This is a genomic window from Citrobacter rodentium NBRC 105723 = DSM 16636 (assembly GCF_021278985.1).
Lineage (GTDB): Bacteria > Pseudomonadota > Gammaproteobacteria > Enterobacterales > Enterobacteriaceae > Citrobacter_A > Citrobacter_A rodentium.
Genome location: NZ_CP082833.1, coordinates 1,186,433 through 1,207,135 on the forward strand (window position 1 = coordinate 1,186,433; position 20,703 = coordinate 1,207,135).

The 20,703-nt window shown below is 55.5% G+C and carries 20 protein-coding genes and 1 pseudogene; 13 read left to right on the plus strand and 8 right to left on the minus strand.

All coding sequences use genetic code 11. The annotated features are described in order from the left end of the window. Positions 1 to 116 precede the first annotated feature (116 nt). Both waaA and coaD read left to right on the plus strand, forming a co-directional pair. Entirely contained in the window at positions 117 to 1,394 is a 1,278-nt protein-coding gene (gene waaA, locus K7R23_RS05575) for a lipid IV(A) 3-deoxy-D-manno-octulosonic acid transferase (protein WP_012908125.1), read from the plus strand. An 8-nt stretch (positions 1,395 to 1,402) separates the two neighbouring features. Next, on the plus strand, positions 1,403 to 1,882 hold the full coding sequence (gene coaD / locus K7R23_RS05580) for a pantetheine-phosphate adenylyltransferase (RefSeq protein ID WP_012908124.1): 480 nt from the start codon (positions 1,403 to 1,405) through the stop codon (positions 1,880 to 1,882). Positions 1,883 to 1,935: 53 nt separating this feature from the next. On the opposite strand, the gene mutM is transcribed toward coaD, so the two are convergent. Beyond that, a complete protein-coding gene (mutM, locus tag K7R23_RS05585; protein WP_012908123.1) occupies positions 1,936 to 2,745 on the minus strand; it encodes a bifunctional DNA-formamidopyrimidine glycosylase/DNA-(apurinic or apyrimidinic site) lyase in 810 nt (269 codons plus the stop codon). Between the two features lie 153 nt (positions 2,746 to 2,898). On the opposite strand from mutM, the gene K7R23_RS05590 reads away from it, so the two are divergent. Continuing rightward, positions 2,899 to 4,236 carry an IS4-like element ISCro3 family transposase gene (locus tag K7R23_RS05590; protein ID WP_012908122.1) on the plus strand — a complete coding sequence of 446 codons (1,338 nt, stop codon included), beginning with the start codon at positions 2,899 to 2,901 and terminating at the stop codon, positions 4,234 to 4,236. A 47-nt stretch (positions 4,237 to 4,283) separates the two neighbouring features. On the opposite strand, the gene rpmG is transcribed toward K7R23_RS05590, so the two are convergent. From rpmG to radC, 3 genes are all read right to left on the minus strand, one after another. Continuing rightward, entirely contained in the window at positions 4,284 to 4,451 is a 168-nt protein-coding gene (rpmG, locus tag K7R23_RS05595; RefSeq protein WP_001051798.1) for a 50S ribosomal protein L33, read from the minus strand. A gap of 22 nt (positions 4,452 to 4,473) precedes the next feature. Next, positions 4,474 to 4,710, minus strand: a complete 237-nt coding sequence (gene rpmB, locus K7R23_RS05600; protein WP_003024071.1) for a 50S ribosomal protein L28 — start codon at positions 4,708 to 4,710, stop codon at positions 4,474 to 4,476. Between the two features lie 266 nt (positions 4,711 to 4,976). Then, positions 4,977 to 5,642, minus strand: coding sequence for a RadC family protein (gene radC, locus K7R23_RS05605; protein WP_012908121.1), 666 nt, complete (start codon positions 5,640 to 5,642; stop codon positions 4,977 to 4,979). 173 nt (positions 5,643 to 5,815) lie between these two features. Between radC and coaBC the strand changes: the two genes are divergently transcribed. From coaBC to slmA, 3 genes are all read left to right on the plus strand, one after another. Next, positions 5,816 to 7,036: a bifunctional phosphopantothenoylcysteine decarboxylase/phosphopantothenate--cysteine ligase CoaBC gene (gene coaBC, locus K7R23_RS05610; protein WP_012908120.1), complete on the plus strand. Its 1,221-nt coding sequence runs from the start codon at positions 5,816 to 5,818 to the stop codon at positions 7,034 to 7,036. Beyond that, on the plus strand, positions 7,014 to 7,472 hold the full coding sequence (gene dut, locus K7R23_RS05615; protein ID WP_012908119.1) for a dUTP diphosphatase: 459 nt from the start codon (positions 7,014 to 7,016) through the stop codon (positions 7,470 to 7,472). The genes coaBC and dut overlap by 23 nt, the downstream gene beginning before the upstream one ends. A 109-nt stretch (positions 7,473 to 7,581) precedes the next feature. Further along, positions 7,582 to 8,178 carry a nucleoid occlusion factor SlmA gene (gene slmA / locus K7R23_RS05620; RefSeq protein WP_012908118.1) on the plus strand — a complete coding sequence of 199 codons (597 nt, stop codon included), beginning with the start codon at positions 7,582 to 7,584 and terminating at the stop codon, positions 8,176 to 8,178. 82 nt (positions 8,179 to 8,260) lie between these two features. Here slmA and pyrE read toward each other — a convergent pair whose 3' ends face one another. Then, positions 8,261 to 8,902, minus strand: a complete 642-nt coding sequence (pyrE, locus tag K7R23_RS05625; RefSeq protein ID WP_012908117.1) for an orotate phosphoribosyltransferase — start codon at positions 8,900 to 8,902, stop codon at positions 8,261 to 8,263. A gap of 77 nt (positions 8,903 to 8,979) precedes the next feature. Continuing rightward, a complete protein-coding gene (gene rph, locus K7R23_RS05630; RefSeq protein WP_003024054.1) occupies positions 8,980 to 9,696 on the minus strand; it encodes a ribonuclease PH in 717 nt (238 codons plus the stop codon). Positions 9,697 to 9,821: 125 nt separating this feature from the next. Here rph and K7R23_RS05635 point away from each other — a divergent pair, with 125 nt between their 5' ends. Together K7R23_RS05635 and K7R23_RS05640 are read left to right on the plus strand one after the other, a co-directional pair. Further along, positions 9,822 to 10,685: a YicC/YloC family endoribonuclease gene (locus tag K7R23_RS05635; protein ID WP_012908116.1), complete on the plus strand. Its 864-nt coding sequence runs from the start codon at positions 9,822 to 9,824 to the stop codon at positions 10,683 to 10,685. Between the two features lie 250 nt (positions 10,686 to 10,935). Continuing rightward, positions 10,936 to 11,553: pseudogene (locus tag K7R23_RS05640) on the plus strand (trimeric intracellular cation channel family protein). Here the strand turns inward: K7R23_RS05640 and ligB are convergent. Beyond that, complete coding sequence (ligB, locus tag K7R23_RS05645; RefSeq protein WP_012908115.1) at positions 11,547 to 13,229, minus strand: NAD-dependent DNA ligase LigB; 1,683 nt, start codon at positions 13,227 to 13,229, stop codon at positions 11,547 to 11,549. The pseudogene K7R23_RS05640 and the gene ligB overlap by 7 nt on opposite strands. A 255-nt stretch (positions 13,230 to 13,484) precedes the next feature. On the opposite strand from ligB, the gene gmk reads away from it, so the two are divergent. Genes gmk through recG form a run of 5 tightly spaced genes read left to right on the plus strand, consistent with a single transcriptional unit; the run spans position 13,485 to position 19,355 of the window. After that, positions 13,485 to 14,108, plus strand: coding sequence for a guanylate kinase (gene gmk, locus K7R23_RS05650; protein ID WP_012908114.1), 624 nt, complete (start codon positions 13,485 to 13,487; stop codon positions 14,106 to 14,108). Positions 14,109 to 14,162: 54 nt separating this feature from the next. Next, positions 14,163 to 14,438, plus strand: coding sequence for a DNA-directed RNA polymerase subunit omega (rpoZ, locus tag K7R23_RS05655; RefSeq protein ID WP_012908113.1), 276 nt, complete (start codon positions 14,163 to 14,165; stop codon positions 14,436 to 14,438). Positions 14,439 to 14,456: 18 nt separating this feature from the next. Then, positions 14,457 to 16,574 carry a bifunctional GTP diphosphokinase/guanosine-3',5'-bis pyrophosphate 3'-pyrophosphohydrolase gene (gene spoT / locus K7R23_RS05660; RefSeq protein WP_012908112.1) on the plus strand — a complete coding sequence of 706 codons (2,118 nt, stop codon included), beginning with the start codon at positions 14,457 to 14,459 and terminating at the stop codon, positions 16,572 to 16,574. A gap of 4 nt (positions 16,575 to 16,578) precedes the next feature. Beyond that, complete coding sequence (gene trmH / locus K7R23_RS05665) at positions 16,579 to 17,268, plus strand: tRNA (guanosine(18)-2'-O)-methyltransferase TrmH (RefSeq protein ID WP_012908111.1); 690 nt, start codon at positions 16,579 to 16,581, stop codon at positions 17,266 to 17,268. Between the two features lie 5 nt (positions 17,269 to 17,273). Beyond that, complete coding sequence (gene recG, locus K7R23_RS05670) at positions 17,274 to 19,355, plus strand: ATP-dependent DNA helicase RecG (RefSeq protein ID WP_012908110.1); 2,082 nt, start codon at positions 17,274 to 17,276, stop codon at positions 19,353 to 19,355. Positions 19,356 to 19,398: 43 nt separating this feature from the next. Here recG and gltS read toward each other — a convergent pair whose 3' ends face one another. Beyond that, a complete protein-coding gene (gene gltS / locus K7R23_RS05675; RefSeq protein ID WP_012908109.1) occupies positions 19,399 to 20,604 on the minus strand; it encodes a sodium/glutamate symporter in 1,206 nt (401 codons plus the stop codon). Positions 20,605 to 20,703: the final 99 nt, after the last annotated feature.

The following is a 20,703-nucleotide window of genomic DNA, read 5'->3' on the forward strand; positions in this document are numbered from 1 at the left end:
TGACCGCGTTAAGTAGCCAGACTTAACGCTATTTAAGTCAAAAATAGGAAAAGTAATGGTAAAGCCCTGGCTAAATACATAGAATCCCCAGCACATCCACAAGTCAGCTATTTACTATGCTCGAATTGCTTTACACCGCCATTCTTTACCTTATACAGCCACTAATCTGGATACGGCTGTGGGTGCGCGGACGTAAGGCCCCGGCCTACCGTAAACGCTGGGGTGAACGCTACGGTTTCTACCGCCAGCCTCTGAAATCCGGCGGAATTATGCTCCATTCCGTCTCGGTAGGTGAAACGCTGGCGGCAATACCATTAGTGCGCGCGTTGCGGCATCGCTATCCCGATCTGCCGATTACCGTCACCACCATGACACCGACGGGTTCCGAGCGCGTCCAGTCTGCCTTCGGCAGCGATGTACAGCACGTCTATCTTCCCTATGATCTGCCCGACGCGCTGGGTCGCTTTCTCGACAGAGTCGATCCCCGCCTGGTGCTGATTATGGAAACAGAGCTTTGGCCAAACCTGATCGCCGCTCTGCACAAGCGCCACATCCCGCTGGTCATTGCCAACGCTCGCCTTTCCGAACGCTCTGCTAAGGGCTACGCGAAGCTGGGGAAATTTATTCGCCGCATCCTTCGCCGTATTACGCTCATTGCTGCGCAAAATGAAGAAGATGGTCAGCGCTTTGTGACGCTGGGCGCGAAGAATAACCAGGTGACCGTTACCGGCAGCCTTAAGTTCGATATTTCCGTTACGCCGCAGCTCGCGGCGAAAGCGGTAACGCTGCGCCGTCAGTGGGCGCCCCATCGTCCGGTATGGATCGCCACCAGCACCCACGATGGCGAAGAAAGCATTGTTATCGCCGCTCATCAGGCGTTGTTACACCAGTTTCCCAACCTGCTGCTGATCCTTGTTCCCCGCCATCCGGAACGTTTCCCGGATGCGATAAACCTCGTACGCGAAGCCGGTCTTAGCTATACCACCCGTTCTTCCGGAGAGGTGCCCTCAGCCACTACGCAGGTTGTCGTCGGCGATACGATGGGTGAACTGATGCTGCTTTACGGCATTGCGGATCTGGCGTTTGTCGGAGGCTCGCTGGTTGAACGCGGCGGGCATAACCCGCTGGAAGCCGCCGCGCACGCTATTCCGGTGTTAATGGGGCCGCATACCTTTAACTTTAAGGACATCTGCGCTCGTCTGGAGCAGGCCAGCGGTCTGATTACGGTGACAGACGCCCCCAGCCTCGTTAAAGAGGTTTCCTCTTTACTGACCGATGCCGATTATCGTAATTTTTATGGTCGTCACGCAGTTGAAGTGCTGTACCAGAACCAGGGCGCGCTCCAGCGCTTGCTGCAGCTGCTGGAACCTTATCTGCCACCGAAAACGCACTGAGGGCGGTTATGCAAAAACGGGCGATTTATCCGGGCACGTTTGATCCGTTGACCAACGGCCATATAGATATCATCACGCGCGCCACGCAGATGTTTGACCATGTCATTCTGGCTATTGCCGCCAGTCCCGGTAAAAAACCGATGTTCTCGCTGGAAGAGCGCGTAGCGCTGGCCCGACAGGCTACGGCGCATTTGAACAATGTGGAAGTGCTGGGCTTTAGCGATTTAATGGCGAGCTTCGCACGCCAGCAGCAGGCTAACATCCTCATCAGAGGACTGCGTGCGGTCGCGGATTTTGAATACGAGATGCAGCTGGCGCATATGAACCGCCATCTGATGCCAGAACTGGAAAGCGTATTCTTAATGCCGTCGAAGGAGTGGTCCTTCATTTCTTCATCGCTGGTCAAAGAGGTGGCGCGTCACGAAGGCGATGTCACTCATTTCCTGCCCGCCAATATTCATCAGGCGCTGATGGAGAAGCTCAGGTAGCCCTCTTTTGCCGGATAGCGACGCGCACGCATTATCCGGCCCTGGCGTCACGATTACTTCTGACAGCGCCGACAGTAAAACGTCGCGCGCTGGGCGTGTTTTGTCGCAATAATCGGCGTTCCGCAGACCCTGCACGGCTCGCCTTTACGACCATACACCTGCAGTTCCTGAGCAAAGTAGCCCGGCTTGCCGTCGCTTTGCAGGAAATCCTTCAGCGTGGTCCCGCCCTGCTCAATCGAGCGCAGTAAAACGGCTTTAATCACCCGCACCAGCAGCTCACAGTCCGCCTGGGACAGCGACGACGCCAGGCGATCGGGATGGATGCCCGCCGCGAACAGCGACTCGCTGGCGTAGATATTGCCGACGCCCACCACCAGTTTATTGTCCATCAGCCAGGGTTTAATCGCCGTTTTCTTCTTCGCGCACTTCTGCAGCAGATAGTCGCCATTGAAATCATCGCTCAGCGGCTCTGGCCCCAGGTGCGCCAGCACGTTGTGTCCTTCCAGCTCTTTCGTCCATAGCCAGGCGCCAAAGCGGCGAGGATCGGTATAGCGCAGCACTTTACCGTTACTCATGACTAAATCGACGTGGTCGTGCTTTTCCGCGGGAAGTTCTTCCGAAAGGATCCGTAAACTGCCTGACATTCCAAGATGGATAATGATCCAGCCGTCGGGAAGCTCCAGCAGAAGGTATTTCGCGCGTCGCTGAACGCTGAGCACCGGTTGGTCGCTAAGACGGTAGATCTCTTCTGATACCGGCCAGCGCAGACGTCCATTACGCACATGGGCGTGCAGAATCTTCGCCCCGACCAGATGCGGCTCAATACCGCGGCGGCTGGTTTCTACTTCAGGTAATTCAGGCATAGCGTCTCCGGCTGTGTATCAGGTTTCTCTAATATGGGGACGGCCAGAAAACAAAAAACCCCGCAGACGCTAATGCCGATCAGTTAAGGATCGGTTGACCGATCCTTAATCTGCGGCACTATAACGGCTTCCACAACAGGGAGCCGTTTTCTTATGCCACTTCTCAATGACCTGCTCGATTTCAGCGACCATCCGCTGATGCCGCCCCCTTCTGCACAACTGTTTGCTCAGCATCTTCCCGTCGAATGGATACAACACTGCCTGACTCTTTCTGCACATGCGACCGTTCGCCGCCGTCGTTTACCTGGCGACATGGTTATCTGGATGGTCGTGGCTATGGCCTTCTTCCGTAATGAGTCGATTACCGATGTGGTTCGTCGTCTGAACCTGAGCGCGGATGGTGAAGCGGGGATGAACCTGCTGGCCCGCAGCGCTGTCACCCAGGCGCGTCAGCGCGTGGGTGCTGCACCGGTGGAATGGCTTTTCCGCCAGACCGCGCAGACATGGGGAACTGAGCGTTACCAGAAAGATGACTGGCATGGCCTGCAACTTTTTGCCATCTATGGCGCACAGTTCAGGACACCTGATGAACCTGAGCTGCGTGAACATTATGGCTCTGCCAACACATCCACTGAGCGGCAAAGCGCATACCCGGTAATGCGTCTGGTGGCTTTAATGAACCTGGGTAGTCACATTCTGCTGGATGCCGCGACCGCGCCTTACCGACGGAGCGAAACCCTGCTGGCCCACTCAATGCTCGTCACCATTCCGGATAACTCCATTACGCTGTTTGACAAGCTGTTCTACAGCGCAGACCTGTTGCTGTCGCTGAACCGGCAGGGTTGTAACCGCCACTGGCTGCTGCCCGCCTGGAAGAATATCGCAGCAGAAACGGAAGAAAGTTACGGTCCCGGAGACCGGCTTCTGAAACTGAAAGTGTCACCACAGGCAAGGAAAAAGAATCCTTCGCTGCCGGAATACTGGTATGCGCGGGCGGTAACTTATGAACTGAACGGAGTGGAAAAAACGGTCCTGACGTCACTTCAGGCAGACCGTTATAAGGCCAGAGAGGTGGCAGAGCTTTATCACTCAAGATGGGAAATCGAAGTCGGGTTCAGAAACCTGAAAAGCAGCCTGCTGAATAACGCTCTGGTACTGAGAAGCCGGAAGGTTGAGTTGCTGGAACAGGAGGTGTGGGGCATGTTGCTGGCTTATAATCTGATACGGCGTGAGGCAACAAAAGCAACGGAGAAACACAAAAAAGCGGCGTCGGAAATCAGCTTTAAGTTCGCGTTCCAGTTTATCGCCACAGAAATGATAGTGCTGGGAAATACGGTGTCACCGGGGACCATCCCGAAACGGCTGGAGCATCTGCGGGGGGCTCTGGAAGCGGTGTTCATAACAAAACGCCCCCGACCATCAAGGCCGAGGGCGGTTAAGATATCAAAAACCCGTTATCCGGTGAAACGCAATGCCGCACCGCTTAAGTGAACGGCATTACCGCAGACGCGAGGTTTTTCGTTACAGCAAAGCGAGAATTACTTAATTTTCGCTTCTTTGTAGATAACGTGCTGACGAACAACTGGATCGAATTTTTTCAGTTCCAGTTTTTCCGGCTTAGTACGTTTGTTCTTCGTAGTGGTATAGAAGTGACCAGTACCAGCAGAAGAAACCAGCTTGATCTTCTCACGAATACCTTTAGCCATGATTTATTTCCTCTTTAAGTACTTAGTACTTTTCGCCACGGGCACGCAGTTCAGACAGAACTGTTTCGATGCCTTTCTTATCAATTACACGCATACCTTTAGCAGATACACGCAGGGTGACAAAACGCTTTTCGCTCTCAACCCAAAAACGGTGAGAGTGCAGGTTAGGCAGGAAGCGGCGTTTAGTCGCGTTCAGTGCGTGGGAACGGTTGTTACCGGTCACCGGACGCTTGCCAGTAACTTGGCAGACTCGGGACATGTCTATTCTCCAAAAATCAAATTAGCTCGAGCTTCGTATGGGGTATCGGCGCCTCGTCAGGCTTTACAGCCCGGTCATCGCAGTTCTACACGTATCGTTCAGGCTGTCTCTGTGGATACCCGAATGATGTCGTGTCTAAGTGAACTCTCGATTGCCAGGCCCAAATGCCAAACCCGAGATTCTCAAAGGTGGCGTAGTATACGCTGAGTCAGCGATGTGCTCAAGTCCCGAACAGACAAAGATCCCGATGGATCGCGCAAAGCAGGTCAAATCCAGCCGCGCTCCGCAAACGAAACGTATTCTCCGCGCCCGATGACAAGATGATCAAGCACGCGGATGTCCATGAACTGACAGCACTTTATTACACGCTCGGTGATGAGTTTATCCGCTTTACTCGGCTCTGCACAGCCTGACGGGTGATTATGCGCAAGGATCAGCGCTGATGCATTGATTTTTATTGCTTCACGAATAATTTCCCGCGGATGGACCTCAACATGGCTCAGCGTGCCGGAAAAGAGGCGGCTGTGCTTAATAACCTTATGCTGCGTATCAAGAAAAATAACCATGAAGATTTCCCGTTCTTCACCGGCAAACTGACTTTGCAGGAAGTTCTGCGTCAGTTCGGGACTGAGCAGCGGGTTCGCCTCTTTAATTTTTGCTTCGTAAAAGCGCCGGGCCAGTTCAGCGATGCCCTTTAGCTGCGCATACTTTGCCACGCCAATGCCGGTCACCGAAACGAACTGCGAATAATCCGCCGTCAACAGGCTATAGAGAGAACCAAAATGTTCGAGGATCTCCTTCGCCAGCGTAAAGACATCTTTTCCCGGCGTTCCGGTGCGTAAAAAGAGCGCCAACAGCTCGGCATCCGTCAGCGTCTCGATTCCCTGTTCTAACAATTTTTCCCGTGGAAGTACGCGCTCAACCCTTTCCATAGCAACACCTCCTTATGCCAGCGCGCATAGTGGCACAGCGCCAGCGGGGATTCGACGGGGAATTTCAACACCTGCGTAGCGCCTCGCAAAGTGCGGCATGGGGGAACGCACGACAGTTTACGGATTGTGGTAAAATGGCCGCCTTCTGGTGTAATCCAACAGGAAAGATCATGATGAGCCTGGCCGGTAAAAAAATCGTTCTCGGCGTCAGCGGCGGTATTGCCGCCTATAAAACCCCTGAACTGGTGCGTCGCCTGCGCGAACGCGGCGCCGATGTCCGTGTGGCAATGACCGAGGCGGCTAAAGCCTTTATCACCCCACTCAGCCTGCAGGCGGTTTCCGGGTATCCCGTGTCCGACAGCCTGCTAGATCCAGCGGCGGAAGCCGCAATGGGCCATATTGAACTGGGGAAATGGGCCGATCTGGTGATTCTCGCTCCTGCGACGGCGGATCTCATCGCGCGGGTTGCGGCCGGTATGGCCAACGATCTGGTTTCCACGATTTGTCTGGCGACACCGGCGCCCGTTGCTGTCCTGCCAGCAATGAACCAGCAGATGTATCGCGCCGCGGCCACTCAGCATAATCTGGAACAGCTTGCCTCCCGCGGTCTGTTAATCTGGGGGCCGGATAGCGGCAGTCAGGCCTGCGGAGACGTGGGGCCGGGCCGTATGCTGGATCCGTTAACCATTGTCGATATGGCCGCGGCGCATTTCTCACCCGCCGCCACTCTGCAACATCTCAACATCATGATTACTGCGGGTCCGACGCGTGAGCCGCTCGATCCGGTCCGTTATATTTCCAATCACAGTTCCGGCAAAATGGGCTTTGCGATTGCCGCCGCCGCAGCGCGACGCGGGGCGAACGTTACGCTGGTTGCCGGTCCCGTCACCTTACCAACGCCGCCGTTCGTGCAGCGCGTTGACGTGATGACCGCGCTGGAAATGGAAGCAGCAGTGCAGTCCACCATACAGCAACAGCATATTTTTATCGGCTGTGCGGCTGTCGCCGACTATCGGGCAGCCGCCGTCGCCAGTGAAAAAATAAAAAAACAGGCGACGCAGGGCGATGAATTAACAGTAAAAATGGTTAAAAACCCCGATATCATCGCCGGGGTCGCCGCGCTGAAAGATCATCGTCCTTTTGTCGTTGGGTTTGCCGCGGAAACAAATAATGTGGAAGAATACGCCCGGCAAAAACGTATCCGCAAAAACCTTGATATGATCTGCGCTAACGACGTTTCGCTATCAACTCAAGGATTTAATAGCGACAGCAACGCATTACACCTTTTCTGGCAGGATGGAGATAAAGTCTTACCGCTTGAGCGGAAAGCGCTCCTGGGCCAATTATTACTCGACGAGATCGTGACCCGTTATGATGAAAAAAATCGACGTTAAGATTCTGGACCCGCGTGTCGGCAAGCAGTTCCCGCTGCCGACGTATGCCACCTCCGGTTCCGCCGGACTTGACCTGCGAGCCTGTCTGGATGACGCCGTAGAGCTGGCGCCGGGCGCAACCACGCTGCTGCCGACCGGGCTGGCTATTCATATCGCCGATCCGTCACTGGCTGCGGTTATCCTGCCGCGTTCCGGCCTTGGCCATAAGCATGGTATCGTGCTGGGGAATCTGGTTGGTCTGATTGACTCAGACTACCAGGGACAGCTGATGGTATCTGTCTGGAACCGCGGTCAGGACAGCTTCACTATTGAACCAGGTGAACGTATCGCGCAGATGGTCTTTGTACCGGTTGTGCAGGCTGAATTTAATCTGGTGGAAGAGTTTGACGCCACCGATCGTGGTGAAGGTGGTTTCGGCCATTCAGGTCGTAAATAAGGCATTCACGCATCCCAATAACGTCATAACATCGCCGCAAACGCCATGTTTGCGGCCATAGCGTGGATGCTTGCCTGGCAAGTGCTTATTTTCAGGGGTATTTTGTAACATGGCAGAAAAACAAACTGCGAAAAGGAACCGTCGCGAAGAAATACTTCAGTCTCTGGCGCTGATGCTGGAATCCAGCGATGGAAGCCAACGCATCACAACGGCAAAACTGGCAGCTTCTGTCGGCGTTTCCGAAGCGGCGTTATATCGCCACTTTCCCAGCAAGACTCGCATGTTCGACAGCCTGATTGAGTTTATCGAAGACAGCCTGATCACCCGTATCAACCTGATACTGAAAGATGAAAAAGACACTAGCGCGCGGCTGCGTCTGATCGTGTTACTGATTCTGGGCTTCGGCGAACGCAATCCAGGCCTGACGCGTATCCTTACCGGCCACGCGCTGATGTTTGAACAGGACCGTTTGCAGGGCAGAATCAATCAGCTGTTTGAACGCATTGAGGCGCAATTACGTCAGGTGCTGCGGGAAAAACGTATGCGCGAAGGCGAAGGATACGTTACCGATGAAACGCTGCTGGCAAGCCAGCTGCTGGCCTTCTGTGAAGGGATGCTGTCACGCTTTGTGCGCAGCGAATTCAAATACCGTCCCACAGAGGACTTCGATGCCCGCTGGCCGCTGATTGCCGCGCAATTGCAGTAACGTCGTCGCCGGATGGCGGTTTCGCCTTATCCGGCCTGAAGATTGCCCGGCCCGCTAAGCGCAGCGCCACCGGGCAAAGATATTACACGCCGTATGCTTCCCGGTATGCCCGCACCGCAGCCAGATGCTCCGCCATCTCGGGCTTCTCTTCCAGATAGGCAATCAGGTCTTTCAGAGTGATAATCGAAATTACCTGGCAACCGTAATCGCGTTCCACTTCCTGGATGGCTGAAATTTCACCACGTCCACGCTCCTGACGATCTAAAGAGATCAGCACGCCTGCCAGCGTCGCGCCGTTGGCCTGGATAATTTCCATTGATTCGCGAATCGCGGTGCCGGCGGTGATCACATCGTCCACCAGCATAACGCGGCCTTCCAGCGCGCTGCCTACCAGATTCCCGCCTTCGCCGTGATCTTTCGCTTCCTTACGGTTAAAGCAGTACGGCAGGTCTTTGTCATGATGTTCCGCCAGCGCCACCGCCGTGGTGGTCGCAATCGGAATGCCTTTGTAAGCCGGGCCAAACAGCAAATCGAACTCAATTGCGGAATCCACCAACGCTTCGGCGTAAAAACGGCCTAACAGTGCCAGATCGCGCCCGGTATTAAACAGTCCGGCGTTGAAGAAATAGGGGCTTTTGCGCCCGGATTTCAGCGTAAATTCGCCAAACTTGAGAACCTGTTTGTTAAGCGCAAACTCAATAAACTGGCGCTGATACGGTTTCATGGATTCGCTCCTCTTTTCACTTTCATCATTTACGGAATTTACGGACAAAAAAAGGCGACTCACTGGTCGCCTTAAAATCAATTTTCTAACGCCGCCTTCTGCGTCGCGACAATAGATTCGATCCCCCCCCGGGCCAACGCCAGCAGAGTGAGGAGTTCTTCATGGCTGAACGGTTCACCCTCCGCCGTTCCCTGAACCTCAATGATTCGCCCGTCTTCAGTCATCACAACGTTCATATCCGTTTCAGCCGCAGAATCTTCCACATACTCAAGATCGCAGAGCGCTTCACCGTTGACGATACCAACAGATACCGCGGCAACCATGCCTTTCATTGGATTAGTTTTTAGTTTGCCGCTCGCCACCAGCTTATTCAGCGCATCCGCCAGCGCAACGCAGGCGCCGGTAATCGAGGCCGTACGCGTACCGCCATCGGCCTGGATCACGTCGCAGTCCAGGGTGATGGTGAATTCACCCAGCGTTTTCAGGTCTACCGCCGCGCGCAGCGCCCGCGCGATCAGTCGCTGGATCTCCATTGTGCGACCGCCCTGCTTGCCCTTTGCCGCTTCACGCGCGTTACGGGTATGGGTGGCGCGCGGCAGCATGCCATATTCAGCGGTGATCCAGCCCTGCCCCTGACCTTTCAAAAAACGCGGTACGCCTTCATCAATAGAGGCGGTGCACAGCACTTTGGTATCGCCAAATTCCACCAGCACCGAGCCTTCAGCATGTTTTGTATAGTTACGGGTCAGGGTTACGGGACGCACCTGATTAGCGCTACGGCCTGCTGGACGCATATTGAGATCTCCGGCTTGAAACGAATGTGGCTGCGCATTATACGGACTTCCCGTGGTTATTCCTATCCTGACAAGGCCGGGATGGCTATAATCCTCCCATCTCTCCTTTAAAAACAGGAACGTCTATGATCCGCAGTATGACCGCCTACGCCCGGCGTGAAATCAAGGGTGAATGGGGTAGCGCCACATGGGAAATGCGCTCGGTAAACCAGCGTTATCTGGAAACTTACTTTCGTCTGCCGGAACAGTTCCGTAGCCTTGAACCTGTAGTTCGTGAGCGTATTCGTACGCGCCTGACGCGCGGTAAAATCGAATGTACGCTGCGTTTTGAGCCGGACGTCAGCGCACAGAGTGAACTCATTCTGAATGAGAAACTCGCAAAGCAGCTCGTAAGCGCCGCAAACTGGGTCAAAATGCAGAGCGATGAAGGGGAAATCAATCCGGTTGATATCCTGCGCTGGCCCGGCGTAATGGCGGCGCAGGAGCAGGATCTTGACGCGATTGCCGCAGATATCCTCACCGCGCTGGACGGCACGCTGGACGACTTTATCGTCGCCAGGGAAACGGAAGGGCAGGCGCTGAAGAGCCTGATCGAACAGCGTCTGGAAGGCGTTAGCACCGAGGTGGCGAAGGTCCGCGCCCATATGCCGGAAATCCTGCAATGGCAGCGTGAACGACTGGTCGCCAAGCTGGAAGATGCGCAGGTCCAGCTGGAAAACAACCGTCTTGAGCAGGAACTGGTGCTGATGGCGCAGCGCATCGATGTGGCGGAAGAGCTGGACCGCCTGGAAGCGCACGTCAAAGAAACCTACAACATTCTGAAGAAAAAGGAAGCGGTAGGCCGCCGTCTGGACTTTATGATGCAGGAATTTAACCGCGAGTCGAACACCCTGGCCTCGAAGTCGATCAACGCTGAAGTGACCAATTCGGCGATTGAGCTGAAGGTCCTGATCGAGCAGATGCGCGAGCAGATTCAGAACATCGAGTAAAACTAAGCAAACGTAGCCCGCCGCATCCGGCGGCGCTACGTTTTCTGTTCGCGAGTATCATGCGCCACTTTAGCCATTATTTTTTCTCATCCTCTTTTCTGTTCAAAAAATGTAATATTCATTCTACACGTGGCATAACCTGCCGTTTCGCATAAGCAGGTTTTATTAAAACCCTCTCGCCTTAGAAAATCTCAATCGTGATATCCCGCACAAATCGTTACTCTCTGGCGCGCTAATCGTAGGGGGAGTCATGCTGTTACATGTTTTGTATCTTATCGGTATTACCGCTGAAGCCATGACAGGCGCGCTGGCAGCGGGTCGTCGGCGAATGGATACATTTGGCGTAATTATTATTGCAACCGCAACAGCCATCGGTGGCGGTTCCGTTCGCGATATCCTGCTCGGCCACTATCCTCTCGGCTGGGTTCAGCATCCTGAATACGTCATCATCGTCGCTACCGCTGCCGTGTTGACAACCATCATGGCGCCGGTCATGCCCTACCTGCGTAAGCTATTCCTGCTTTTAGACGCCTTAGGGCTGGTGGTCTTTTCAATCATCGGCGCTCAGGTTGCGCTGGATATGGGCCACGGGCCAGTCATTGCCGTTGTTGCTGCCGTCATTACTGGCGTCTTCGGCGGCGTACTGCGCGATATGTTTTGTAAACGTATACCTCTCGTATTCCAGAAAGAGCTTTATGCCGGCGTCTCCTTTGCATCCGCCGTACTTTAAATCGTTCTGCAGCAGTACGTTTCCAGCCATGACGTCGTCGTCATCTCAACGCTGATGTTTGGTTTTGTCGCACGACTGCTGGCGCTGCGCCTTAAACTGGGCTTGCCGGTGTTTTACTACCGTCATGAAAGTCATTGAGAAGCAAAACCATCGATACGCTGAGCATCTAACCAACGGCTCAGCGCAACTATCTCTGCGCACCTTATCCATTCAATAACCGACGCCGCGCGGCCCGCTCCGGTTCCGGGAAGTTGCCGCCAGTGCTTTTCGCTCTGCGCCGCAAGCTGCGGCCATGAACTGTCTCCGCTGATATTCAACGCGGCCTGCGTAAGCGGTATTCCCATCGCCAGCAGCCAGCGTTTGAAAGGTTTTTTGCGGGCAAGGTTAAACTGATGCCACAGCTTTTCCCCTCTGGCCTTTGTGAATCCGGGCGTGAGCTGGATCTGCTCAAGGGTCAGGCCAAGCCATGAAAAGATGTGCGCAAAGTGATGATGTTGATGGAGCGCTCGCCAGCCCGCCTCGCCTGTTCCCTCAATATCCAATACGCCGCGAGAGCCAACCCAGGCCAGCCGGGAGATAAATTGCTCCTGGCACGCATCGGTAGCGTAAAAACAGGTTAACGCGTTAAACCGATCTTTCGGCGGTACGGGCTTCGTGCGATCGACTCCGCGCCAGACCACTTTATCGATCCGCGGAATCCCCTGACCCGCAAGGCTGATGAGGATCTGATCGCCAGGCGCAATATCCCACTCCTGCCAGCGCCTCACCGATCCCAGATTGACGCGCTGCACGCGTTTGTCATCCAGCATGACCGGCATAAGCGTCGCCACGGCGGCTATTTTTCCGCTCTTACCGACCATAAACCGTATAGCCGTTACTTCTGCGACCTGAGCGACCGATGGGTATTTCCATGCCGCTAACCAGTTCCCTTGCCCCGGTAACCAATAGCGGGCGCCCGGTTCCTTGCCCGTTCGCACAACTACGCCATCGGTGACAAAAGGTAACCCCGATGACCACCAGTGCGATCGGGCGCGCTCTACCTCTTGTGCATTTTTTACCGCCAGAGTGAACCTTTCTGTAAGCGTAAATCCCGCCTGACTAAGCTGCGTGACTTTTTCGGCCATGCTTTGCGGCCCGTCGGGCCAAGCCCAGATAAAGATCCCCTGCGAGGCGATTTCGCTGGTCGTCTCCCGGCGCATCAGCAGACCCGCAACTTTCGCGCGCGCATTCTTACCGCCCATTTTTTGCTGGATATGCCTGTCCTGCGGCCAGAAAATTTCCCCCTGCAAAACGCTGTTCGCCAGCCCGCCAGTCACCGTCTGCGGTACGGCGGCAATCTGCTGCACTTTAGCCGTCCAGTCCTCCCCTTTCAGACCATCGCCGCGGCTTATCGCCCGCGTTAACCTGCCATTGCGATACACCAGCGTCACCGCCACGCCATCAACCTTTGGCTGCACCCAAAGATCATCACGCCCGGCCATCCACTGCTGTAGCGCGCGTTTATCCGTAAGCTTTTTGACACCGGTATGGGCGACAGGATGGGCGACCGTGCCGCCAATGGCAGGCAGAAGCGCTGGCGTAGCATCCCCGCCGAAGCAGCGTTGCCAGTCGCCAAGCCGCGTACGCAGCTGGTCATAAACGCCATCTTCTATGGCGCTTTTCCCCTTTTTCCAGTAATCGTCATCCCAGCGGGCGATCTGCTGTCGTAAACGGGAGATTTCCTCCTGCGCCCTCGCCGATGACCAGTTCGGACAGGCAGCCCAACACTGCGTCTGCCACATCAGCCCGAACAATATCGTTATCCATCCTTTCATTGCCGCCTCCAGTGTCCGTTGGCTGGCAGGTATAGCGCGTAACGACAGCCAGGCCGAGCGGCAAAATCGGCTTTTGCGTACAGGCTTCCGGGAAAGTCGCTTTGTTGCAGTGAATGACGTATAAATCAGGAAACTGGCTCGCAAATCGCTACAAACTGGCGCAAAAAGTGTGACAAAAGCTACGTCGCGTAGCGCTGACGTGTATAATAAGCCCGTATGTAGGTTCTGTTAGATAATCACATACGTAAGATACTCATGGCTCAAGGCACGCTTTATATTGTTTCAGCCCCCAGTGGCGCGGGTAAATCCAGCCTGATTCAGGCTTTATTAAAAACCCAACCGTTGTATGACACCCAAGTTTCTGTTTCTCACACCACGCGCGCTCCGCGCCCGGGTGAGGTTCACGGCGAACATTATTACTTCGTTAACCACGACGAATTCAGAACCATGATCGAGCAGGACGCCTTCCTTGAGCACGCGGAAGTGTTCGGCAACTACTACGGCACGTCGCGCGAGACCATTGAGCAAGTGCTGGCAACAGGCGTGGACGTTTTTCTGGATATCGACTGGCAGGGCGCCCAGCAGATTCGCCAGAAAATGCCCCATGCGCGCAGCATCTTTATTTTACCGCCGTCGAAGATTGAGCTGGACCGCCGTTTACGGGGTCGTGGTCAGGACAGCGAAGAAGTTATTGCCAAACGTATGGCGCAGGCTGTTGCAGAAATGAGCCATTACGCCGAATATGATTATCTTATTGTGAATGATGATTTCGATACCGCGCTGGGCGATCTGAAAACCATCATTCGCGCCGAACGTCTGCGCATGAGCCGCCAAAAGCAGCGTCATGACGCTTTAATCAGCAAACTGTTGGCAGACTGAACCCACTTTCAGTATTATGCCCAGTCATTTCTTCACCTGTGGAGCATTTTAAGTATGGCACGCGTAACTGTTCAGGACGCTGTAGAGAAAATTGGTAACCGTTTTGACCTGGTACTGGTCGCCGCGCGTCGCGCTCGTCAGATGCAGGTAGGCGGAAAGGATCCGCTCGTACCGGAAGAAAACGATAAAACTACCGTAATCGCGCTGCGCGAAATCGAAGAAGGCCTGATCAACAGCCAGATCCTCGATGTTCGTGAACGCCAGGAACAGCAAGAGCAGGAAGCCGCTGAATTACAAGCCGTTACCGCTATTGCTGAAGGTCGTCGTTAATCACAAAGCGGGTCGCCCTTGTATCTGTTTGAAAGCCTGAATCAGCTGATTCAACATTACCTGCCGGAAGACCAGATCAAACGTCTTCGGCAGGCGTATCTTGTTGCACGTGACGCTCACGAGGGCCAGACACGTTCAAGCGGTGAACCTTATATCACGCACCCTGTTGCCGTAGCCTGCATTCTGGCCGAGATGAAACTCGACTATGAAACGCTGATGGCCGCGCTGCTGCATGACGTGATTGAAGATACCCCCGCCACCTACCAGGACATGGAGCAGCTGTTTGGTAAAAGCGTTGCTGAACTGGTTGAAGGGGTATCGAAGCTTGATAAGCTCAAATTCCGCGACAAGAAAGAGGCGCAGGCCGAAAACTTTCGCAAGATGATAATGGCGATGGTGCAGGATATCCGCGTCATTCTCATCAAGCTTGCTGACCGCACCCACAACATGCGCACGCTGGGATCTTTACGCCCGGATAAGCGTCGACGCATCGCCCGTGAAACCCTTGAGATATACAGCCCGCTGGCGCACCGTTTAGGTATTCATCACATCAAGACCGAGCTGGAAGAGCTGGGTTTTGAAGCACTGTATCCGAACCGCTACCGGGTGATCAAAGAGGTGGTCAAAGCCGCACGCGGCAACCGTAAAGAGATGATCCAAAAAATCCTCTCTGAAATCGAAGGGCGGCTTCAGGAGGCGGGGATTCCCTGTCGCGTGAGCGGCCGTGAGAAGCATCTTTATTCCATCTACTGCAAGATGGTGCTTAAAGAGCAGCGCTTCCACTCGATTATGGATATCTACGCCTTCCGCGTTATCGTGCATGACGCCGACACCTGCTATCGCGTGCTCGGTCAGATGCACAGCCTGTATAAGCCGCGCCCGGGACGCGTGAAGGACTATATCGCCATCCCCAAAGCGAACGGCTATCAGTCTTTGCACACGTCGATGATCGGCCCGCACGGCGTGCCCGTTGAAGTGCAGATCCGTACCGAAGACATGGATCAGATGGCGGAGATGGGGGTCGCTGCGCACTGGGCGTATAAAGAGCATGGCGAAACCAGCACCACCGCGCAGATCCGCGCGCAGCGCTGGATGCAAAGCCTGCTTGAACTGCAGCAAAGCGCGGGCAGCTCATTTGAATTTATCGAGAGCGTTAAATCCGATCTCTTCCCCGATGAGATTTACGTTTTCACGCCGGAAGGGCGCATTGTCGAACTGCCTGCCGGTGCCACGCCTGTCGATTTTGCCTATGCGGTGCATACCGATATCGGTCACGCCTGCGTGGGCGCGCGCGTCGACAGACAACCCTACCCGCTGTCACAGCCGCTCACCAGCGGCCAGACCGTCGAAATTATCACCGCGCCGGGCGCACGGCCAAATGCGGCATGGCTGAACTTTGTTGTCAGCTCGAAAGCGCGCGCCAAGATTCGCCAACTGCTGAAAAACCTTAAACGCGATGATTCCGTCAGCCTGGGACGCCGCCTGCTCAATCATGCGCTGGGCGGTAGCCGTAAACTGGCGGAAATTCCTCAGGAGAGCATCCAGCGCGAGCTTGATCGCATGAAGCTGGCAACGCTCGACGATCTGCTGGCGGAAATCGGCCTCGGCAACGCGATGAGCGTGGTGGTGGCGAAGAATTTACAGCAGGGCGACGCCTCTGTGCCAGCGGCGCAACCGACAAACACCGGCCACGGGCATCTGCCGATCAAGGGCGCTGACGGCGTGTTGATCACCTTCGCCAAATGCTGTCGTCCGATCCCCGGCGATCCGATCATCGCCCACGTCAGTCCGGGCAAAGGGCTGGTGATCCACCATGAATCCTGTCGAAACATCCGTGGCTACCAGAAAGAGCCAGAGAAATTTATGGCTGTCGAATGGGATAAAGAGACGGCGCAGGAATTCATCACGGAAATCAAAGTGGATATGTTTAACCATCAGGGAGCGCTGGCTAACCTGACGGCGGCAATTAATACCACCACCTCCAATATTCAGAGCCTGAATACGGAAGAAAAAGATGGTCGCGTCTACAGCGCCTTTATTCGCCTTACCGCACGCGACCGTGTGCATCTGGCGAATATCATGCGCAAAATCCGCGTCATGCCGGACGTGATCAAAGTCACCCGTAACCGAAACTAGTTTTATGAATGAACAACGTTATGAACGTATCTGCGAAATGCTCGCCAGGCGGCAGCCTGATCTGACCGTCTGCATGGAGCAGGTCCATAAACCGCATAACGTTTCAGCGATCATTCGTACCGCAGATGCCGTTGGCGTCCATGAAGTTCACGCCGTCTGGCCGGGCAGCCGTATGCGCACCATGGCCTCCGCGGCGGCGGGCAGCAACAGCTGGGTGCAGGTGAAAACGCACCGCACCATCGGCGATGCGGTCAGCCATCTCAAAGGCCGGGGTATGCAGGTTCTGGCGACCCATCTTTCTGATAACGCAGTTGATTTCCGCGAAATTGATTACACCCGCCCCACCTGTATCCTGATGGGGCAGGAGAAAACCGGCATTACTCAGGAAGCGTTAGACCTTGCCGATCGGGATATTATCATTCCGATGATCGGCATGGTGCAGTCGCTGAACGTCTCGGTCGCCTCCGCCCTTATCCTCTACGAAGCACAGCGCCAGCGGCAGAACGCCGGTATGTACCTGCGTGAAAACAGTATGCTGCCGGAAGCTGAACAGCAGCGCCTGCTGTTTGAGGGCGGCTATCCGGTATTAGCCAAAGTGGCGAAGCGCAAGGGTCTGCCTTATCCCCATGTCAATCAGCAGGGCGAGATTGAAGCCGCTGCAGAGTGGTGGGCAACCATGCAGGCCGCGGGGTAATCACCATGTCGGGCCGCTTGTTAGACGCCGTCCCGCTGAATTCCTTAACCGGCATTGGCGCGGCGCAAAGCAGCAAGCTTGCGAAAATCGGTCTGCATACCGTGCAGGACCTCCTGTTGCACCTCCCCCTGCGCTATGAAGATCGCACCCATCTTTACCCTATCGGCGAACTGCTGCCGGGCATTTACGCCACGGTGGAAGGCGAGGTGCTGAACTGCAATGTCACTTTTGGCGGTCGCCGGATGATGACCTGCCAGATCGGTGACGGCTCCGGCATCCTTACCATGCGCTTTTTCAACTTCAGCGCGGCGATGAAAAACAGTCTCGCTGCCGGTCGTCGCGTGCTGGCCTACGGCGAAGCGAAGCGCGGCAAGTACGGCGCGGAGATGATCCATCCGGAGTACCGTATCCAGGGCGATCTCAGCACGCCAGCGTTGCAGGAGACGCTTACCCCCGTCTATCCGACAACGGAAGGCATCAAACAGGCGACGTTGCGCAAGCTGACCGATCAGGCATTAGACCTGATGGATACCTGCGCTATTGCCGAACTGCTGCCGCCGGAACTGTCACAGGGGATGATGAGCCTGCCGGAAGCATTGCGCACCCTGCATCGTCCACCGCCCACCCTAAAACTGAGCGATCTGGAAACCGGGCAGCATCCGGCACAGCGACGGTTGATCCTCGAAGAGCTGCTGGCGCACAACCTGAGTATGCTGGCGCTTCGCGCCGGGGCGCAGCGTTTCCACGCGCAGCCGCTCAGCGCCAACGATACGTTAAAAAATAAGCTGTTAGCATCCTTACCCTTTAAACCGACGGGCGCGCAGGCGCGCGTGGTGGCGGAAATCGAACGCGATATGGCGCTCGATGTGCCGATGATGCGTCTGGTACAGGGCGATGTCGGCTCCGGTAAGACGCTGGTGGCGGCGCTCGCCGCGCTGCGGGCGATTGCGCACGGCAGGCAGGTGGCGCTGATGGCGCCGACTGAACTGCTGGCGGAACAACATGCCAACAACTTCCGCCAGTGGTTTGCGCCGCTGGGCGTTGAAGTCGGCTGGCTGGCCGGCAAACAGAAAGGCAAAGCGAGACAGGCGCAGCAGGAAGCAATTGCCAGCGGTCAGGTGCAGATGATCGTCGGCACGCACGCCATCTTTCAGGAACAGGTGCAGTTTAACGGCCTTGCGCTGGTGATTATCGACGAACAGCACCGCTTTGGCGTACATCAGCGGCTGGCGCTATGGGAAAAGGGTGAACAGCAGGGTTTCCATCCGCATCAGTTAATCATGACCGCCACCCCGATCCCGCGAACCCTGGCAATGACCGCCTACGCGGATCTCGATACGTCCGTTATCGACGAACTGCCGCCTGGCCGCACGCCCGTTACTACGGTCGCAATTCCGGATACCCGGCGCAGCGATATTATTGACCGGGTACGCAACGCCTGCATTCAGGAAGGACGCCAGGCCTACTGGGTATGTACGCTGATTGAAGAGTCGGATCTGTTAGAAGCGCAGGCCGCAGAGGCAACATGGGAAGAGCTGAAGCTGGCCCTGCCGGAGCTGAACGTCGGGCTGGTGCATGGCCGGATGAAGCCTGCGGAAAAACAGGCGGTAATGGCGGCATTTAAGCAGGGCGAACTGCATCTGCTGGTCGCAACCACGGTGATAGAGGTGGGAGTGGATGTGCCTAACGCCAGCCTGATGATTATCGAAAACCCGGAACGTCTGGGCCTGGCGCAATTACATCAGCTTCGTGGTCGCGTAGGCCGCGGCGCGGTGGCCTCCCACTGCGTACTGCTCTACAAGTCTCCGCTGTCGAAAACGGCGCAGAAGCGTCTGCAGGTGCTGCGCGACAGTAACGACGGCTTTGTGATTGCGCAAAAAGATCTGGAAATTCGCGGTCCGGGGGAACTGCTGGGCACGCGTCAGACCGGAAATGCCGAGTTTAAAGTAGCGGATTTACTGCGCGATCAGGCCATTATCCCGGAAGTTCAACGCATTGCGCGCCATATCCATGAACGCTATCCGCAACAGGCAAAAGCGCTGATCGAACGCTGGATGCCGGAAACAGAGCGTTATTCCAACGCCTGATACTCACCGGAAAAGCGGCGGCAGTGATGCCGCCACGTCAGTTTTACTGGGCAAAAATCGGCAACAGCAGATACAGTTTAATCACCAGCGCGTTGACGATATCGATAAAGAACGCCCCCACCATCGGCACCACCAGAAACGCCATATGCGACGGACCGAAGCGGTCGGTAATCGCCTGCATGTTGGCGATCGCCGTTGGGGTGGCCCCCAGCCCAAACCCGCAGTGACCGGCAGCCAGCACGGCGGCATCGTAGTTTTTCCCCATCATCCGCCAGGTGACGAAAACGGCATACAGCGCCATAGCGACAGTTTGCACGACCAGGATCGCCAGCATCGGCAGCGCCAGCGACGCCAGTTCCCACAGCTTCAGGCTCATCAGCGCCATTGCCAGAAACAGCGACAGGCTGACGTTCCCCAGCACGGAAACCGCGCGTTCAAACACGCGGTAAAAGCCGAGCAGCGCCAGGCCGTTACTGACGATCACGCCGACAAACAGAACGCAGACAAAGGTGGGCAGTTCTAACACCGTCCCCGCTAATAATTGCGCAACGATCTTTCCGACGGTAAGACAGATGGCGATAAGCGCGATTGTTTCAATCAGCACCAGCGAGGTGATCATCCGCCCTACGTCCGGTTTTTCAAACGCCGTCGGCACTTCCTGGTCGTCAGGAATACCGTCTGGCGTGGTTGAGTGTTTAACGAGATAACGGGCAACCGGCCCGCCAATCAGACCGCCGAGCACCAGACCGAAGGTGGCGCAGGCCATCGCCACTTCCGTCGCGTTGGCAAAACCGTAGCGCTCGATAAACAGCTTACTCCACGCCGCCCCGGTGCCGTGACCGCCGGACAGGGTAATCGAACCGGCAATCAGCCCCATTAACGGGTCCAGTCCCAGCAGGCTCGCCATGCCAATACCAATGGCGTTTTGCATCAGCAGCAGCCCAACGACCACAATCAGAAAGATGCCAACAACGCGGCCGCCCTTTCTCAGACTGGCAATATTAGCGTTAAGACCGATGGTGGCGAAAAAGGCCAGCATTAACGGGTCACGCAGGGACATATCAAAATCGACTTCCCAGCCCATGCTTTTTTTCAGCACCAGCAGGGCAAGCGCCACCAGCAATCCGCCCGCCACGGGTTCAGGAATTGTATATTTCTTGAGAAAGGAGACTGACTGAACCAGCTTGCGTCCCAGCAGCAACGTCAGCGTTGCGGCAACAAGTGTCGATAAGGTATCGAGATGAAACATAAACAAGCTCCTGTTGTGTGCATGATTCGTTCACGCACGGTTATCCTGATTTTTCTGCTCTTTATGAGTTGTCGGAATGGATTTTAAGCAGAAACCAGG

What these genes read in the sequence shown, in the direction of transcription:
- waaA (WP_012908125.1), top strand. Translation starts at nt 117, where the DNA reads ATGCTCGAATTGCTTTACACCGCCATTCTTTACCTTATACAGCCACTA.
- coaD (WP_012908124.1), top strand. Translation starts at nt 1,403, where the DNA reads ATGCAAAAACGGGCGATTTATCCGGGCACGTTTGATCCGTTGACCAAC.
- mutM (WP_012908123.1), bottom strand. Translation starts at nt 2,745, where the DNA reads ATGCCTGAATTACCTGAAGTAGAAACCAGCCGCCGCGGTATTGAGCCG.
- K7R23_RS05590 (WP_012908122.1), top strand. Translation starts at nt 2,899, where the DNA reads ATGCCACTTCTCAATGACCTGCTCGATTTCAGCGACCATCCGCTGATG.
- rpmG (WP_001051798.1), bottom strand. Translation starts at nt 4,451, where the DNA reads ATGGCTAAAGGTATTCGTGAGAAGATCAAGCTGGTTTCTTCTGCTGGT.
- rpmB (WP_003024071.1), bottom strand. Translation starts at nt 4,710, where the DNA reads ATGTCCCGAGTCTGCCAAGTTACTGGCAAGCGTCCGGTGACCGGTAAC.
- radC (WP_012908121.1), bottom strand. Translation starts at nt 5,642, where the DNA reads ATGGAAAGGGTTGAGCGCGTACTTCCACGGGAAAAATTGTTAGAACAG.
- coaBC (WP_012908120.1), top strand. Translation starts at nt 5,816, where the DNA reads ATGAGCCTGGCCGGTAAAAAAATCGTTCTCGGCGTCAGCGGCGGTATT.
- dut (WP_012908119.1), top strand. Translation starts at nt 7,014, where the DNA reads ATGATGAAAAAAATCGACGTTAAGATTCTGGACCCGCGTGTCGGCAAG.
- slmA (WP_012908118.1), top strand. Translation starts at nt 7,582, where the DNA reads ATGGCAGAAAAACAAACTGCGAAAAGGAACCGTCGCGAAGAAATACTT.
- pyrE (WP_012908117.1), bottom strand. Translation starts at nt 8,902, where the DNA reads ATGAAACCGTATCAGCGCCAGTTTATTGAGTTTGCGCTTAACAAACAG.
- rph (WP_003024054.1), bottom strand. Translation starts at nt 9,696, where the DNA reads ATGCGTCCAGCAGGCCGTAGCGCTAATCAGGTGCGTCCCGTAACCCTG.
- K7R23_RS05635 (WP_012908116.1), top strand. Translation starts at nt 9,822, where the DNA reads ATGATCCGCAGTATGACCGCCTACGCCCGGCGTGAAATCAAGGGTGAA.
- ligB (WP_012908115.1), bottom strand. Translation starts at nt 13,229, where the DNA reads ATGAAAGGATGGATAACGATATTGTTCGGGCTGATGTGGCAGACGCAG.
- gmk (WP_012908114.1), top strand. Translation starts at nt 13,485, where the DNA reads ATGGCTCAAGGCACGCTTTATATTGTTTCAGCCCCCAGTGGCGCGGGT.
- rpoZ (WP_012908113.1), top strand. Translation starts at nt 14,163, where the DNA reads ATGGCACGCGTAACTGTTCAGGACGCTGTAGAGAAAATTGGTAACCGT.
- trmH (WP_012908111.1), top strand. Translation starts at nt 16,579, where the DNA reads ATGAATGAACAACGTTATGAACGTATCTGCGAAATGCTCGCCAGGCGG.
- recG (WP_012908110.1), top strand. Translation starts at nt 17,274, where the DNA reads ATGTCGGGCCGCTTGTTAGACGCCGTCCCGCTGAATTCCTTAACCGGC.
- gltS (WP_012908109.1), bottom strand. Translation starts at nt 20,604, where the DNA reads ATGTTTCATCTCGATACCTTATCGACACTTGTTGCCGCAACGCTGACG.